This window comes from Burkholderia sp. BCC1977, assembly GCF_905339595.1.
Taxonomy (GTDB): Bacteria; Pseudomonadota; Gammaproteobacteria; order Burkholderiales; family Burkholderiaceae; genus Burkholderia.
The window spans coordinates 1-15768 of sequence record NZ_CAJPGQ010000045.1 but is presented as its reverse complement, the minus strand read 5'-3'; the positions used below and the strand labels follow the sequence as shown (position 1 = coordinate 15768).

Below are 15768 nucleotides of genomic sequence, written 5' to 3'. Positions count from 1 at the left end.
GGCCGCTGCGCGCGACGCCGGCCTCCGGGTGCGCTCCGGGTCCGGCTACTTGCCGGCCTTCGCCGCCGCCTTCTGTGCCGCCTTCTCCTTCATCTGCCCGAACAACTCCGAGCACGGCACGTCGCGGTTGTTGCTCGGCGCGATCAGCGGAATCAGCGCCGCGAACGGGTTGATCAGGCCCAGCCCGACCATCGCGCCGGCGCGCAGCGCGAGCGCGCCCGCATCGACACCGACGTTCGGTTTCTTGAAGGTGCCCTTCGCGTACAGCGGCGAGCGCAGCGAGAAAATCCGGAACCCCTTCGTATGCGGATGGATCTTCAGGTCGAGCGTTTCGTCGCGCAGGCTGATCGGGCCGTCGACGTTGATCAGCGCATCGTCCGTATCGAGCGCGAACACCTTCGGGTCGAGCATCCCGTTGGTCGCGACGAAGTCGATCGCCGCGCAGTTGATGTTCACGTCGCGGTTGCCGAACAGCTTCTCGTAGACGACGTTCGCGACGTTCAGCCCCGCCGCCTCCATCAGCAGGCGGCTGATGCGGCCGTCGGTGACGAGCGCCTTCACTTCGCCGGTCGACGTCGCTGCGAGCGCGGCCGGCGAGTTGCCGGTCGCCGACAGCGACGCGTCGCCGTTGATCTCGCCGAGCGCCGACTGCATCACCTTCTGCGTCGGGAACAGCTGCTTGAGCTTCAGGTGCCGCGCGGCCACGGTGAAGCGGCCCTTGAGCGGCGTGCCGCTGCCGTCCAGATGCGCGGTCGTCGCGAGCGTGCCGCCCGCGACGCCGAACTGCAGCGGTTCGAGCGACAGCACGCCGTCCTGCATCACGATATGCGTGTACAGGTTGGTGATCGGCAGGTTCGCGCTCTTGATCAGCTTGCGGCCCGTGAACTTCACGTCCGCGTCGAGTGCGCGCCAACGGTCGGTGCGGAACGTCTCGACCGGGAGCACGCGGTCCGGCGGCTGGCGCGTCGTGTCGCCACGCTTGGCCTTGCTCGCGGCCGTGTCGGCGCCGATCACCGGCGCGAGGTCGGAGAACTGCAGCAGGTTCGACACGAGCTCGCCCGACAGCTTCGGCCGCGGTTCGAGCTGCGCCCACGTGAGCGTGCCGCCGAGATCGCTGCCGCCGACGCGGCCGTTGAAGTTCTCGTAGCGGAACGTGCTCGCGTGCGGCTTGAAGTTGCCGATCAGGCGCCCCTCGGTCGCATACGGCGGCGTGTCGGGCAGCGTGATGCCGGTAATCTGGTAGAGGTGCGACATCGAGGTGCCCTGCAGCCACAGCCGCAGGTCGATCGCCGCGAGATGCATCGGATCGGTCAGCGTGCCGACGATCGCGAGCCGCGTGTCGCCGGCCTTCACGTCGGCCTGCAGCGGGAACGGCTGGGTCGTCTTCCCGATCGCCAGCACGCCGCCCACCTTGCCGGTGCCGCTGATCGGCACGTTCTTGTAGCGGCCGTCGACCTTGAGCCCGAACGCATACGTCGGGCCGGACGGCTTCACGGGTGCGGCGGCACCGGATGCCCCCGACGCACCGCTTGCGCCGGATGCCTGCGCAGTCGTCGATGCAGAGGAACCCGAAGTAGCCGGCGCAGCAGCAGCGGCACCCGACGCCGCGACGGCAGACGCCCCGCTCGCGCCCTGCGCCGCCGACGCACCCGATGCGGCCTCGGCACTCGCCTTCGCGCTCAGCTGCGCGGCGCCGCGCTTGCCGACGCGCTGGGCCGACGCCGCCCGCGACGTTTGCTCCTGCTCCTTCAGCACGTCGCCGAGCGGAATCGGCTGGCCGAGCGTATCGATCGCGACCGTGAGATCGGCCTTCGTGATCGCATCGCGATACGTGACGGTGCCCTTCGCGAAACCGAAGCTGTCGAGCCGCACCTTCCACGGCGACGGCTGCGACGATTGCTTGAACTGGAAGGTCCACGTATTGCGGCCGTCGGCGAGCCGCTCGAGGTCGACCGCGGGATTGACGACATCGATCGACGGAATGACGATCTCGTGCGCGAGGAGCGGCAGGACCGCGAGGTCGAAATGCGCGGCATCGAGCGTGACGAACCTGGGCCCCTTCGCCCAGTCGGGATTGCCGATCTCGAGTTGCGTGGCCGAGAAGCTCGGCCAGGGCACCCATGCGCGCCAGCCGGTCTCGCCGTCGGGGCGGCGCCAGCCGACCTTGAGATCGCCGTTGATCGCGAACGGGCGGCCGAGTGCGGCACTCACCTGCTCGTTGACCCACGGCTTCGCGCGGTTCCAGTCGAACGTGAAGATAAAGATGCCGGCGGCCGCGACGATCAATGCGACGATGCCGACGATCCATGCAGCCGATTTGCCGATGGCTCGGGCTAGCGTCATGGCGGTTCCGTTGTTGTTATGCAGAGTGTGCACGCCATGTCGGGCCACGTGCGTGAGTGAACGAAGCACGACACTGGCGGCTTTTCAATCGGTATTATGACGCACGCCGTGGCCACGCTTCGGCGCCATTAACGCTTTTTTTCATTTGTGACATGACAGCCCCAAACGGTCTCATCGAAGCGCAGCACATCACGCGCCGCGACGCCGGCAGCGGCAAGACCTTGCTCGCGCCGACCGACTTCAGCCTCGCCGCGGGATCGCGAATTGCTGTCACGGGACCGTCGGGCTCCGGCAAGAGCGTGCTGCTGCGCGCGCTCGCGTTGCTCGATCCGCTCGACGGCGGCCACCTCCTGTGGCGCGGCCAGCGGATCAGGCGCGGCGCGATTCCGCGCTACCGGCGCAGCGTCGCCTACGTGCGCCAGCGGCCCGCGCAGATGGACGGTACCGTCGAAGCGCAATTGCGCTACCCGTATTCGCTCGCGATCTATCGCGACGTGACGTTCGACCGCGCACGCGGCGAGGCGCTCGCGGCGCGCGCCGGCCGCGGCGCCGATTTTCTCGACAAGCGGGCGAGCGAACTGTCGGGCGGCGAAGCGCAGATCGCCGCGCTGCTGCGCGTGCTGCAACTCGACCCCGACGTGCTGCTGCTCGACGAGCCGACGTCCGCGCTCGACCCCGACTCGACGCGCGCGATCGAAGCGCTCGTCGGCGCCTGGTTCGACGCGGCGCCCGATGCGCGCGCCTACATGTGGATCTCGCACGATCCGGCGCAGGCCGCGCGGATCGGCATGATGCGGCTCGTGATGCAGGCGGGCGTACTGCACGCAGCGAGCACGACGGAGGCGGCGCGATGAGCCCGGCACTGCAGGACCTGAGTCTCGTCGACGTCGGCATCGCCGCCGCACTCGTCGCGGTCAACGGCGCGATCTCGGCCGCGCTGTCGCTCGGCCTCGGGCGCAAGCTCGCGCTCGCCGCCGTGCGCACCGTCGTGCAGCTGCTCGCGATCGGCTACGTGCTCGGCTGGGTGTTCGGTCATCCGCACTGGACCGTCGTGCTGCCGCTCACTGCGTTGATGACGCTGATCGCAGGCTTCGCGGGCGCCGGTCGCGGCAAGCACACGTATCGCGGACAGCGCATCGACAGCATCGCGTCGATCTGGTTCAGCAGCTGGTTCGTCGCGGCGGTCGGCCTGTTCGTCGTGATCCGCATTCATCCGTGGTACGCACCGCAGTACGCGATCCCGATCCTCGGGATGATCCTCGGCAATACGCTCACGGGCGTGTCGCTCGGCGTCGAACGGATGATGGACGAACTGACCGCACGACGCGACCGCGTCGAGACCGCGCTCGCGCTCGGCGCGACACGCTGGGAAGCCGCGCAGGACGCCGCGCGCCAGGCCGTGCGCGCTGGCATGCTGCCGACGCTCAACCAGATGGCCGTCGTCGGCGTCGTGAGCCTGCCGGGGATGATGACGGGCCAGGTACTGGCCGGCCAGTCGCCGCTGCAGGCCGTGCGCTACCAGATCGTGATCATGTTCCTGATCGCCGCGGCGTCCGCGCTCGGCACCGTCGGCGCGGTGCTGATGACGTATCGCCGGTTGTTCTCGGCCGACCACCGCTTTCTTGCATCGCGGCTCGAGGAACGCGCGCATTGACCCGCGGTGCTGCGATGCACGCGGCATCCGCGTGACGTGCGATCAGGGAGCGGCGCGGCGTTTGCCGAGGGCCTGGCGCAACGCGGCCGTGACGTCGGCGTCGGGCGCCAGCCCGTCGACCGACGCGACGAGCCGCACCGCGCGCGGCGTCGTCACATAGGCCTGCGCACCGACGTAGCCGCCGCTGCCCGCCGAGCGCGTCGTGACGACGAGCGCCTGCGGCGCGCGGGCACCGAGATCGGTCGTGAATGCGTCGGCGACGGTGCCGTCACGCGCATGCAGCACACCCGTCACGTAGTCGTCCGTATCGAAGCCCGGTGCGGCATGCGCGGTCGAATACACGCGCACCGCATAGCTGCCGGTCGAGCACGGTTCGAGCGCGCCGCTCGACACGACGGCGGTCTGCTGTCGCGACGGCAGCGCGACTTTCTTCACGAAGCTGCAATCGTCGGCCGCCTGCGCGTGGGCAGCGACGAACGCAGCGGCCGACAGCAGCACGCGCATGCGAAGTTTCATCGGGATATCGTTCGGGGAAGATGGAGGATGCCAGCAGGATAACGCGACATCCGCATGACGTCACGCAAGCCGCCCGGTGAATGGCCGCACGATCGGCTCGTGGCGGGCGTGACGAACTCGGACATCGAACGGCGGAAAAGCACGAAACCGCGCGCCACGAAACCGTCACGCACGGCCCTGCCCGGATCGCCCGGATGCGCACCGCCGCTGGTTGCGCGCGCACCGGACGCCTCGCCGGCCCGCGCGCCCCGCTCAGCGCTTGATCGACACCGTCACCTTCGTGCCGTCGCTCATCGTGACGGACTTCGACCCGCCATTGGTCGAAACCGACACCCACTTGACCTGGCTCACCGACACGACGTCCGGGCACTGCAGCGACTTCCCGCCCGCGCTCACGTTGCGCGTGCCTTTCGGCGCGGCCGCCTGGAAGCTCATCTGCACGTTCGCGATCCCCTTCGCGTCGACCGACGGCGCGAGCCGCACCTGGGTCTGGCGCACCATCGCGCCATTCGCGTCGCGCGGCAGGTTGTCGGCGTTCGGGCAACCGTCCGGCATCGCGATCGCGCCGCCCGGCGGCACCGACTTCCAGTTGAAGTCGTCCGTTTCGCCCGAGCGGATCTTGCGGGTCTCCTGCGTATTGCCGAAGGTCTTCGAGTCGACCTTGACGGTGTATTCGAGCTGCCCTGTCCCGCCACCCTTCAGGCTGCCCTTGACCGGCGGCGCCGCGAATACGCTCGCGCTGACGCACGCCGCCGCGAACACGGCAGACCACGATGCGGCGACTGACAAGCTGCGCTGGCTCATGCTGACCTCCTTGTAATGCGGCGGCACGCGCGTGCCGCGCGGTTTTCGATGCATGATGCGTTGTCAGTCTACCGCCAAGCGGGATGCAATGCGCCGCAAACGCATCGGGTGTTACCCCGCTTGCGTTCGCGACGCGGCATCCCGTACGGGCGACGCCGGCTCGCACGAAAACGCCGGGCCGCCCCAAGTCTTCCGCTCCGAAGGAAGTCCCGTCGGGGCGCCTGGCGCGACGCGACAGGCTTGGGGGCACTCAGAAGCCGCTCAGCACCAGCTTGCCGATCGCGCGCCCGGCCTCGAGCAACTGGTGCGCGCGCCGCACGTTCGCGGCGTTGATCGTGCCGAGCTGTTCGCCGAGCGTCGTGCGCAGCGTGCCGCCGTCGACGAGCCGGGCCACCTCGCTCAGGATCTTGTGCTGCTCGATCATGTCCGGCGTCTCGAACATCGCGCGCGTGAACATGAATTCCCAGTGAAACGCGGCGCTCTTCGCCTTCAGTTGCTCGACCGGAACCGGCTTCTCGTTCTCGACGATCGTGCAAATGCCGCCCTGCGGCCGGATTACTTCCGCGGCGGCAGGGAAATGACGGTCCGTGTCGTTGAAGATCAGCACGTAGTCGACGTTCGGATGGCCGATCTCACGCAGTTGCGCGGGCAGGTCGCCGAAATGATCGACCACGTCGTCCGCGCCGAGCGCGCGCACCCATTCGGCCGACGCCGGCCGCGACGCGGTCGCGATCACGCGCAGCCTGGCGAGCGTCTTCGCAAGCTGGATCGCGATCGAACCCACCCCGCCCGCGCCGCCGATGATCAGCACCGACTTGCCCGCGTCCGCGCCCTGCGGCGACACGCGCAATCGGTCGAACAGCGCCTCCCACGCGGTCAGCGCGGTGAGCGGCAACGCGGCCGACGCCGCGAAATCGAGCGAGCGCGGCTTGAGCGCGGCGATCCGCTCGTCGACCGCGTGGAATTCGCCGTTCGCGCCGGGGCGCGTGATGCTGCCCGCGTAGAACACCTCGTCGCCGGGCCGGAACAGCGTGACCTCGGCACCGACCGCGACGACCGTGCCTGCCGCATCCCAGCCAAGCACGCGCGGGGTCTCCTCGACCTGCGGTTTCGGCGCGCGCACCTTGGTGTCGACCGGGTTCACGGAGATCGCCTCGACCTTCACGAGCAGGTCGCGCGGGCCCGGCACCGGTTGCGGCAGTTCCACGTCGACGAGTGCCTGCGGGTCGTCGATCGGCAGGTAACGGGTCAGTCCAACGGCTTTCATCACGACACTCCTTCAGGGAAATCGGGCGGGCTGCGGCGCAGCCCCATGCATGCCATCGTAGGCGGCCCGATCCTTCGAGAAAACCGCTATATTTCCTGAAACATTTTCAGGAATTTCAGAACAATGGCGTCCGATTCGATCCCGGCCCCCGACAAGCCGCTCGACCTGCTCGACGTCGGCCTGTTCGTGCGTGCCGCGCTGCTCGCGAACGTGAGCGCGGCCGGACGCGAGTTCGGCGTGTCGGCCGCGGTCGCGAGCGCGCGCATCGCGCAGCTGGAGCGCCAGCTCGGCGCGCGCCTGCTGCATCGCACCACGCGCCGCATCAGCCTCACGCAGGACGGCGAAGTCTTCATGGCGCGCGCCGAGGCGCTGCTGTCGGCCGCCGACGCCGCACGCGCGTCGGTCGGCCACGGCCGCAGCGAGCCGTACGGACGGCTGAAGGTGTCGATGTCGTCGTCGTTCGGCCGCCAGCATGTCGCGCCCGTGATTCCCGCGTTCCTGCGCCGCTACCCGTCCGTGTCGCTCGACCTGCGGTTGTCCGACGAGATCGTCGATCTCGTCGACGAAGGCTACGACGTCGCGATCCGCCTCGGCGCGCTGAAGGATTCGACGCTGGTCGCGCGCAAGCTCGCCGCGAACCGGCGCGTGCTGTGCTGTTCGCCCGCGTATCTCGCCGAACACGGCACGCCACGCCATCCGGCCGACCTCGCGCAGCACGAATGCGTGATCCTCGGCGACCAGCGCGACTGGTCGTTCGCCACGCCGCAGGGCCCGCTCACCGTGAGGGTCGGCGGCCGGCTCGTCGCGAGCAACGGCGAGGCGATCCGCGAAGCGCTCGTCGACGGCTTCGGCATCGCGATCAAGTCGACCTGGGACGTCGGCCCGCTGCTCGCGAGCGGCGCGCTCGTCACCGTGCTCGACGACTACCCGTTCGCGCACGACGTCGCGATCTGGGCCGTCTATCCGAGCCGTGCGCACGTGCCGCTCAAGACGCTCGCGTTCATCGCGTTCCTGGCCGAGCACTTCGGCGATCCGCCTTACTGGGATCGCGAGGACGGGCGATGAACGCGATCCTGTAAGCGGAGCGTGCGGCGGCGCCGGCCGGGTGTCCGCCACGATCCGGTCGCGATCGGATACCAACCGGCTACAATGGCGCGTTCGCGACGCAATGGCCCGACGCCAGACGGGGCCCGCGTTCGCAGGCGGCCGCACGCCGGCCGCGCACGCGTTTCATTCGCTTCCAAACATTCCGTCATGACCCACAACCTCGTCATCCAGAGTCTCGCGCCGCTGTCGGACGCGCATCACAAACCGCTGCTCGCGCTGTCGCGCGGCACCCGCATCGTGCAGACCGACGATCACGCGCTGCGCATCGAAAACGCGAACCCCGCGCAGCGTCTCGACATCGACGCGTACTGCGGCACGCATGCGCTCGACTTCGGCTTCGTCGAAGCCGGCCGTACGCTCGGCGAGTTCGGGCTCGTCGTGATGGACATGGATTCGACGCTGATCACGATCGAATGCATCGACGAGATCGCCGATTTCTGCGGGCTGAAGACGCAGGTCGCCGAGATCACCGAAGCGTCGATGCGCGGCGAGATCCGCGACTTCAACGAAAGCCTCACGCGCCGCGTCGCACTGCTCGCGGGGCTCGACGCGCAGGCGCTCGAGCGCGTGTACGAGGAACGGCTGCAGTTGTCGCCGGGCGCGGAGACGATGCTCGCCGGCGTGAAGGCCACGGGCCTGAAGACGCTGCTCGTGTCGGGCGGCTTCACGTTCTTCACCGAGCGCCTGAAGGCGCGCCTCGGCCTCGACTACGCGCACGCGAACACGCTCGAGATCGTCGACGGCAAGCTGACCGGCAAGGTGCTCGGCGAGATCGTCAACGCGGACGTGAAGGCGCGCATGCTGCGCGACACCTGTGCGTCGCTCGGCATCGAGCCGAGCCGCGCGATCGCGATGGGCGACGGGTCGAACGACCTGAAGATGATGGCCGAAGCCGGGCTGTCGGTCGCGTTCCACGCGAAGCCCGTCGTGCGCGATGCGGCCACCGTCGCATTCGACCACGTCGGCCTCGACGGCCTGCTGCGGCTGTTCTGATCCGCGCAAGCCGCCCATGAAAAACGCCCGCGCGATGTCGCATCGCGCGGGCGTTTTGTATTTTGCTCGGATCCGGTGCTCAGCCGAGCGTGGCCTGCATCGCGCGTTCGATGTCCGCACGCAGGTCGGCTTCGTCTTCGAGACCGACGTAGAAGCGCACCAGCGTGCCGCGATGCGGCCAGTCCGTGCGCATCGACGCCACGTCGTAAGGCATCGCGAGGCTGCATGCGCCGCCCCAGCTCCAGCCGATCGCGAACAGCTCGAGCGCTTCGACGAAGCGATCGATCTGCGCGGCGCTGTAGCGTTCGTCGAACACCACCGAGAACAGCCCGCCCGCGCCGGTGAAGTCGCGCACGAACGATGCGTGACCCGGGCAGTCCGCCAGCTGCGGATGCAGCACGGCCGCGATCTCCGGCCGCGCCTTCAGCCATTGCGCGAGCGCGAGCGCGCTCTTGCTGTGCGCGTCGAAGCGCACCTGCATGCTCGGCAGGCTGCGCAGCACGAGCGAGCAGTCGTCGACCGACACGCCGATCCCGCAGCGCATCCGCGCGAGCTTCAGTTGCGCCTGCAGCTCCGCGTTCGCGGTGATCGTTGCGCCCATCAGCACGTCGCTGCCGCCCGATTGATACTTGGTCAGCGCCTGCACCGAGATGTCGACGCCATGCTCGAACGGCTTGAACGCGAGCCCGGCCGAATACGTGTTGTCGATCGCGGTAACGATGCCGCGCGCTTGCGCGACCGTCGTGATCGCACGTACGTCGGGCACTTCCATCGTCACCGAGCCCGGCGCCTCGATCCAGATCAGCCGCGTGTTCGGCTGGATCAGGTCGGCGATGCCGGCACCCACGAGCGGATCGTAGAAGCGCGCGGTGATGCCGAAATCCTTTGCGAGCCAGCTGCCGAAGTCGGCGTTCGGCCCATAGATGTTGTGCGGGATCAGCACGTCGTCGCCCGCCTTCACGATCCCGAAATAGACGTTCATGATCGCCGCGAGGCCCGACGGCTGCAGCAGCGCGTGCGTGCCGCCTTCGATCTCGGCGAGCCGCTGCGCGAGCGCGAGCGACGTCGGGGTCGCATGCAGCCCGTAGCGCCACTGGTTGTCGTTGTGCCAGACCAGCGCGCGCATCGTCGCGAGATCGGGGAACACGACCGTCGATGCACGCTCGACCGGCGGCACGAACGAACGGAAGCCGTCCGGAATGACGTCGTCGGGTTGAACGATGCGGGTCTGGAGTGCGCGCTTCGGAGTGGATGCAGTCATGGCAAGAGGCTGGGGAAAAGACCGTTCGGTTGCGGAATAGGTCGGTAGATTAGTCAAAATCGGCGCGATTGGCCCGGTACAATGCGCGCCGCACGCACCGAGCCAGCGCTCGCTCAGTCGTCGGTACGCAGGTTGACGACGCCGCCGACCGTCTCGATTTCCTGCACGCGGCCGTCGCGCACCTGCAGCGCCGCACGCTTGCCCGGCGCCAGGCGCAGCACGACGGGTTGCGGATCCGATTCGTCCGAGTTCATCCGGTCGGCCTTCAGGTCGCCCGCCGCATCGAAGCGGCCGATCCACACGCCCGTGATGTTCGTGCCGTCGTTCGACTCCTCGATCTCGAGTGTGTCGCCGTCGCGATCGCCGGCGAGCAGGACCACCTCGCCCGTGTCCGTGAACTGGTATTCGCCGTGCACGCCCGCCTCGTCCGTCTTCGGGCCGAGATGCACGACGATCGGTCGATCGCCGAGCTTGCCCTCGTAGCGCGGCAGGCGGGCGAATTCCGGATTCGGCCGCAGCGGCCGTGCGGGCACCGCTTCATCCTGCTGCGCGCCCGGTGCCGCGGCCTGTGCCGCGACCACGCCCGGCATCGCGACGCCCGCCGCCAGCGCGCCGGCGATCAGCAGCGCCCGTTGCCATTCCGAATATCGACCCACCTTGTGTTGCTCCCTTGCTTCAGATTCGCTCGAAAATCGCGGCGATGCGCTGCCCGCCGCCGATGCATATCGTCACGCACGCATGGCGATCGCCGCTGCGCAAACGCCGATCGCGGTACGCACGCCGCCGGCCACCTTCACGTTGCGTGTCGCCCGTCATCCGGGTGTCGAATGCGTGCGCCGCGTGTGCGGGGCCGGGGCCGGCGTGCGTGATCCGCGTCAGCCCTGCATCAGGCGTTCCACCGCGTCACGGCGCGGAATCGGCGCGACCGCGCCATAACCCGTCGTCGACAGCGCCGCCGCCGCGTTCGCATAACGCGCGGCCGCGAACGGATCGTCGCCCGCGACGATCCGCGCCACGAATGCACCGCCGAAGCAGTCGCCGGCGCCCGTCGCGTCGACGGCCTCGACCGCGAAGCCCGGCACCACACGCCGTTCGTTCGGGGTCGCCACGTACGCGCCTTCCTTGCCGAGCTTCAGCGCGACGACCTGCGGCCCGTGTTCGAGCATCGCATCGACGATCGCGTCGCGATCGTTCGCACCCGTGAGCGCCGTGACGTCGTCCCAGCTCGGCAGGCAGATGTCCGTCTGGCGCAGCGCCTCGCGCATCACCGCGCGGGCGCGCGGCAGCGGCCACAGCTTCAGGCGCAGGTTCGTGTCGAAGCTGACCTGCGCGCCGTTGCCGTGCGCGTGGTCGATCGCCGCGAACGCGGCGTCGCACGCAGCCGCGCTGATCGCGAGGCTGATGCCCGACAGGTGCACGGCCTTCGCCGCTGCCAGCGCATCGAGCGGCAGGTCGGCCACCGCGTAGCGGCTCGCCGCGGAGCCCGCGCGCAGATAGTCGAACTGGTGGCCGTCAGCGCCGTGCGTGACGAAATACACGCCGGTCGGCGCCGCGCGGTCGACTCGTACGTAAGTCGTATCGACGTGCTCCGCCGCCCACATGTCGGCCAGCAAGCGGCCGAACGGATCGTCGCCGATCGCCGACACGAAGCCCGTCGACGCACCCTGGCGCGCCGCGGCGATGCAGAAGTTCGACGTGTCGCCGCCGAAGCCCTGCAGGAACTCGGGACGGCCCGGCTGCGACTGGTTGAATTCGATCATCGCCTCGCCGAGCGCGAGGATCTGCGGAAATGCTGCGGTCATCGCTTAAACCTCGCCCCACAGGTCGTGGCCATCCGCGCCCGTGATCTTCACCGACACGAAATCGCCGACCTTGTAGCGCTTCGACGCCTTCGTCGCCGGCTCGACATACACAACGCCATCGATCTCCGGCGCATCCGCCGCCGTGCGGCCGATGCCGCCTTCCGCGCTGACTTCGTCGATCAGCACCTTGAGGGTCTTGCCGACCTTGCGCTGGATGCGCTGCGCCGACACTTCCTCCGCGACTTCCATGAAGCGCGCGCGGCGTGCTTCGCGAACGTCGTCCGGCAGCGCGCCGTCGAGGTCGTTCGCGGTCGCGCCTTCGACCGGCGAATACGCAAAGCAGCCGACGCGATCGAGTTCCGCCTCGCGGATGAAGTCGAGCAGCGTTTCGAACTGCTCTTCCGTCTCGCCGGGGAAGCCGGCGATGAACGTGCTGCGGATCGTCAGGTCCGGGCAGATCTCGCGCCACTTCTGCACGCGCTCGAGCACCTTCTCGGCGTTCGCCGGGCGCTTCATGCGCTTCAGCACTTCCGGATGCGCGTGCTGGAACGGCACGTCGAGATACGGCAGCACGTGGCCCTTGAACGGGCCTTCGGCCATCAGCGGAATGACTTCGTCGACGCTCGGATACGGATACACGTAGTGCAGGCGCACCCAGGCGCCGTACTGCGCGGCGAGTTCGCCGAGCGCGGCGACCAGGTCGGTCATGCGCGTCTTGATCGGCTTGCCGTTCCAGAAGCCCGTGCGGTACTTCACGTCGACGCCGTACGCGCTCGTGTCCTGCGAGATCACGAGCAGTTCCTTCACGCCCGACTTGAACAGGTTCTCGGCCTCGAGCATCACTTCGGCGACCGGACGCGACACGAGATCGCCGCGCATCGACGGGATGATGCAGAACGTGCAGCGGTGGTTGCAGCCTTCGGAGATCTTCAGGTACGCGTAGTGGCGCGGCGTGAGCTTGATGCCGGCGGCCGGCACCAGGTCGACGAACGGGTCGTGCGGCTTCGGCAGGTGCGAATGCACGGCCTGCATCACTTCGCCCACCGCGTGCGGGCCGGTGACGGCGAGCACCTTCGGGTGGACTTCCTCGATCAGGTTCGAGCCGCTGGCGCTCGACTTCGCGCCCAGGCAGCCGGTGACGATCACCTTGCCGTTCTCGGTCAGCGCTTCGCCGATCGCGTCGAGGCTTTCCTGCACGGCTTCGTCGATGAAGCCGCAGGTGTTGACGACGACGAGGTCGGCACCGTCGTAGGTGCCGGAGATTTCATAACCTTCGGCGCGCAGCTGGGTGATGATTTGTTCGGAGTCGACGAGGGCCTTCGGGCACCCGAGCGACACAAAGCCTACTTTGGGGGACTGGGACATCTGGAATGTGGGGGCGTGGCGGCAAAAGCGTGAGTTTACAGCTATTTATGGGTCAGCGAGGCAAAACCGGCGGCCGGAGTGCCGTGGATGGCGCCCCCAATATGCGGTGCGCACGGGCCCATCGAGCCGCCACGCACGGTTGATCCAACCCTTTCACGCCTCCTGTGATGAGCCGACGCCCCGATCACCCCACGCCACCGCTCAACAATCCCCCAGCCAAGCCCCGCCGCCATGCGAAAATCACGGCATCCATTCTCTTCACTTACCCAACGGGGTTCGCATGACCACCCACATCACGATCGAATTTACCGAGCACGCCGCCGAAGCCATCGGCGAGCAGACCAGCACCAGCTTTTCCTATGACCAGGGCGCCCACGTGCCGCAACCCGGCGACTTCGTCGAGCTCGAGAATTCGCGGCAGACGTTTCTCGTGATCGGCCGCGTGTTTTCGCTGAAGGCGAACTACTGCGCGGTGAAGCTCGTGCTCGATCTTCCTCCGGCGGACGACCATCAGGATTTCGATCCGGCACTTTGAGCGATACGGGCGAACTGCACCCGCTTCGCGCCCGGTGTCGTTGCACGAACCCGACGCAACGGCACCGGACCTTACCGGCACGACCGCGCGCCGTCATTAGGCGCGACACCTGCGGGTCTTGCTTCGTTGAGTATCTGGAATTCGATCGACCGGACGACGATCAAGCCCGCGCCACGCGAGGGCACAGGCATTCGGTGCCGACGATCAAGAGCGACCGTCGGCGACATCTTGCGGCAGCGGGCCACCGACCACCGTCGCGCCCGAGCACACGATCGGCCTGATCGCACCGCCGCACGCCGCGGCGCCGACCGCCCGGCGGCACGTGCCGCCGCGGCCGGCCTGCCGCGCAAGCGTTACTTCTTCTCCGGCTCCGGCGTGCCCGGTTGCTTGAACGGGAACGTGCTGAACATCGACTTCGCCTGGTTCTGCATCTGCTCCTGCATCTGCACGAACATGTTCTTCGACTGCTCGATGTAGCTCGTCATCATCCCTTGCATCATCGGCGCCTGCATGTTCATGAACTGCGACCAGACTTCCGGATTCATCGCGTTGCCTTCGTACAGGTTCTTCGATTGATCCGCGAGCTTGTTCTGGATGTCGATGAACGCCTGGATGTTCTTTTCCAGGTACGTGCCCATCATGCCCTGCATCGCATGACCGTAGAAACGGATGATCTGCGACAGCATCGACGACGAGAACATCGGCACGCCGCCGCTCTCTTCCTCCAGGATGATCTGCAGCAGGATGCTGCGCGTCAGGTCTTCGTTCGATTTCGCATCGACGACCTTGAAGTCCTCCTGTTCCAGCACGAGCTGCTTGACGTCGGTCAGCGTGATGTACGTGCTCGTCTCGGTATCGTAGAGCCGGCGGTTCGGGTACTTCTTGATGAGCCGCTCGGCCGTCTTCTTTGTAGTAGTCATGTAACGCCTTTGAGTGCAGCGTAGCGCAAGTGACAAATCCCCGCCTCCCGGATCCGGGAGGCGGGGGCCTTCGGAAACGCCGGGCTGCGCGGCCACCCGGCCCGCGCAGCCCGCGCGTTCAGCCCATGTGCAGGCCGCCGTTCAGCGAGAAGTCGGCGCCCGTCGCGAAGCCGGAGTCGTTCGACGCGAGCCACGCGACGATCGAACCGATTTCCTCCGGCCCACCGAGACGGCGCACCGGGATCGTCGCGACGATCTTCTCGAGCACGTCCGGACGGATCGCCTTCACCATGTCGGTGCCGATGTAGCCGGGCGACACGGTGTTGACCGTCACGCCCTTGGTTGCGACTTCCTGCGCGAGCGACATCGTGAAACCGTGGATGCCGGCCTTCGCGGTCGAGTAGTTCGTCTGGCCGAATTGCCCCTTCTGGCCGTTCACCGACGAAATGTTGACGATCCGGCCCCAGCCGCGCTCGACCATCCCGTCGATCACCTGCTTCGTCACGTTGAACAGGCTCGTCAGGTTGGTGTCGATCACGGCCGTCCAGTCTTCATGCGTCATCTTGCGGAACACGACGTCGCGCGTGATGCCCGCGTTGTTGACCAGCACGTCGATCTCGCCGACTTCGGCCTTGACCTTGTCGAACGCTGCCTTGGTCGAGTCCCAGTCGCCGACGTTGCCTTCCGACGCGATGAAATCGTAGCCGAGCGCCTTCTGGTCCTCGATCCACTTCACCCGGCGCGGCGAGTTCGGGCCGCAGCCCGCGACCACCTTGAAGCCGTCTTTCAACAGACGCTGGCAGATGCTGGTGCCGATGCCGCCCATCCCGCCCGTTACGTACGCAATTCGCTGAGACATGAATCTCACTCCATTTTCTTGGTTTCGAGAGCCGCCGGCGGCCCCTCTGACTTCACGTGCACCGGCCGAAGCCGCAATCGGCCGGCGCCCGGATTGGTTTCGCAGTGACGGACGGCCGGTTACGGACGTTCGACCGCGAGTGCGACGCCCATCCCGCCGCCGATGCACAGCGACGCCAGCCCGCGCTTCGCATCGCGCTTGGCCATCTCGTGCAGCAGCGTCACCAGGATCCGGCAGCCCGACGCGCCGATCGGGTGACCAATCGCGATCGCCCCGCCGTTCACGTTCACCTTCGACGTGTCCCAGCCCATCTGCTTGTGCACCGCCAGCGCCTGCGCCGCG

General features: G+C 67.8%; 15 protein-coding genes and 1 pseudogene. 5 read left to right on the top strand and 11 right to left on the bottom strand.

What is annotated here, in order from left to right:
• Positions 1–45: 45 nt before the first annotated feature.
• On the bottom strand, positions 46–2343 hold the full coding sequence (locus U5771_RS28445) for an AsmA family protein (protein WP_322027057.1): 2298 nt from the start codon (positions 2341–2343) through the stop codon (positions 46–48).
• A gap of 152 nt (positions 2344–2495) precedes the next feature.
• Between U5771_RS28445 and U5771_RS28440 the strand changes: the two genes are divergently transcribed.
• Positions 2496–3197 (top strand): ATP-binding cassette domain-containing protein, encoded by a 702-nt coding sequence (locus U5771_RS28440; RefSeq protein WP_322027056.1) that lies wholly within the window; start codon positions 2496–2498, stop codon positions 3195–3197.
• Entirely contained in the window at positions 3194–3997 is an 804-nt protein-coding gene (locus tag U5771_RS28435) for an ABC transporter permease (protein ID WP_322027055.1), read from the top strand. The genes U5771_RS28440 and U5771_RS28435 overlap by 4 nt, the downstream gene beginning before the upstream one ends.
• A gap of 42 nt (positions 3998–4039) precedes the next feature.
• Here the strand turns inward: U5771_RS28435 and U5771_RS28430 are convergent, their stop codons facing one another.
• The 3 genes from U5771_RS28430 to U5771_RS28420 form a co-directional block, all read right to left on the bottom strand.
• Positions 4040–4513 (bottom strand): PliI family lysozyme inhibitor of I-type lysozyme, encoded by a 474-nt coding sequence (locus U5771_RS28430; RefSeq protein WP_322027054.1) that lies wholly within the window; start codon positions 4511–4513, stop codon positions 4040–4042.
• A gap of 252 nt (positions 4514–4765) precedes the next feature.
• Positions 4766–5317: a DUF6013 family protein gene (locus U5771_RS28425; RefSeq protein WP_322027053.1), complete on the bottom strand. Its 552-nt coding sequence runs from the start codon at positions 5315–5317 to the stop codon at positions 4766–4768.
• Between the two features lie 250 nt (positions 5318–5567).
• Entirely contained in the window at positions 5568–6584 is a 1017-nt protein-coding gene (locus U5771_RS28420; protein WP_322027052.1) for a zinc-binding alcohol dehydrogenase family protein, read from the bottom strand.
• A gap of 123 nt (positions 6585–6707) precedes the next feature.
• Here U5771_RS28420 and U5771_RS28415 point away from each other — a divergent pair, with 123 nt between their 5' ends.
• Together U5771_RS28415 and serB are read left to right on the top strand one after the other, a co-directional pair.
• Complete coding sequence (locus tag U5771_RS28415) at positions 6708–7649, top strand: LysR family transcriptional regulator (protein WP_322027051.1); 942 nt, start codon at positions 6708–6710, stop codon at positions 7647–7649.
• Between the two features lie 189 nt (positions 7650–7838).
• The gene (serB, locus tag U5771_RS28410; RefSeq protein WP_322027050.1) at positions 7839–8684 is read left to right on the top strand and encodes a phosphoserine phosphatase SerB; all 846 of its coding nucleotides are present in this window, start codon (positions 7839–7841) and stop codon (positions 8682–8684) included.
• Positions 8685–8763: 79 nt separating this feature from the next.
• Here serB and U5771_RS28405 read toward each other — a convergent pair whose 3' ends face one another.
• From U5771_RS28405 to rimO, 4 genes are all read right to left on the bottom strand, one after another.
• Entirely contained in the window at positions 8764–9945 is a 1182-nt protein-coding gene (locus tag U5771_RS28405; protein WP_322027049.1) for a cystathionine beta-lyase, read from the bottom strand.
• Positions 9946–10058: 113 nt separating this feature from the next.
• Complete coding sequence (locus tag U5771_RS28400; protein ID WP_322027048.1) at positions 10059–10601, bottom strand: hypothetical protein; 543 nt, start codon at positions 10599–10601, stop codon at positions 10059–10061.
• Between the two features lie 219 nt (positions 10602–10820).
• Positions 10821–11747 (bottom strand): sugar kinase, encoded by a 927-nt coding sequence (locus tag U5771_RS28395; RefSeq protein WP_322027047.1) that lies wholly within the window; start codon positions 11745–11747, stop codon positions 10821–10823.
• Between the two features lie 3 nt (positions 11748–11750).
• The gene (gene rimO, locus U5771_RS28390) at positions 11751–13112 is read right to left on the bottom strand and encodes a 30S ribosomal protein S12 methylthiotransferase RimO (protein ID WP_322027046.1); all 1362 of its coding nucleotides are present in this window, start codon (positions 13110–13112) and stop codon (positions 11751–11753) included.
• 280 nt (positions 13113–13392) lie between these two features.
• Here rimO and U5771_RS28385 point away from each other — a divergent pair, with 280 nt between their 5' ends.
• Positions 13393–13647, top strand: coding sequence for a hypothetical protein (locus U5771_RS28385; RefSeq protein WP_322027045.1), 255 nt, complete (start codon positions 13393–13395; stop codon positions 13645–13647).
• A 353-nt stretch (positions 13648–14000) separates the two neighbouring features.
• On the opposite strand, the gene phaR is transcribed toward U5771_RS28385, so the two are convergent.
• The 3 genes and pseudogenes from phaR to U5771_RS28370 form a co-directional block, all read right to left on the bottom strand.
• A complete protein-coding gene (phaR, locus tag U5771_RS28380) occupies positions 14001–14567 on the bottom strand; it encodes a polyhydroxyalkanoate synthesis repressor PhaR (protein WP_006478701.1) in 567 nt (188 codons plus the stop codon).
• A 118-nt stretch (positions 14568–14685) separates the two neighbouring features.
• On the bottom strand, positions 14686–15426 hold the full coding sequence (locus U5771_RS28375; RefSeq protein WP_322027044.1) for a 3-ketoacyl-ACP reductase: 741 nt from the start codon (positions 15424–15426) through the stop codon (positions 14686–14688).
• 119 nt (positions 15427–15545) lie between these two features.
• Positions 15546–15768 (bottom strand): annotated as a pseudogene (locus tag U5771_RS28370) (acetyl-CoA C-acetyltransferase); the annotation flags it as partial.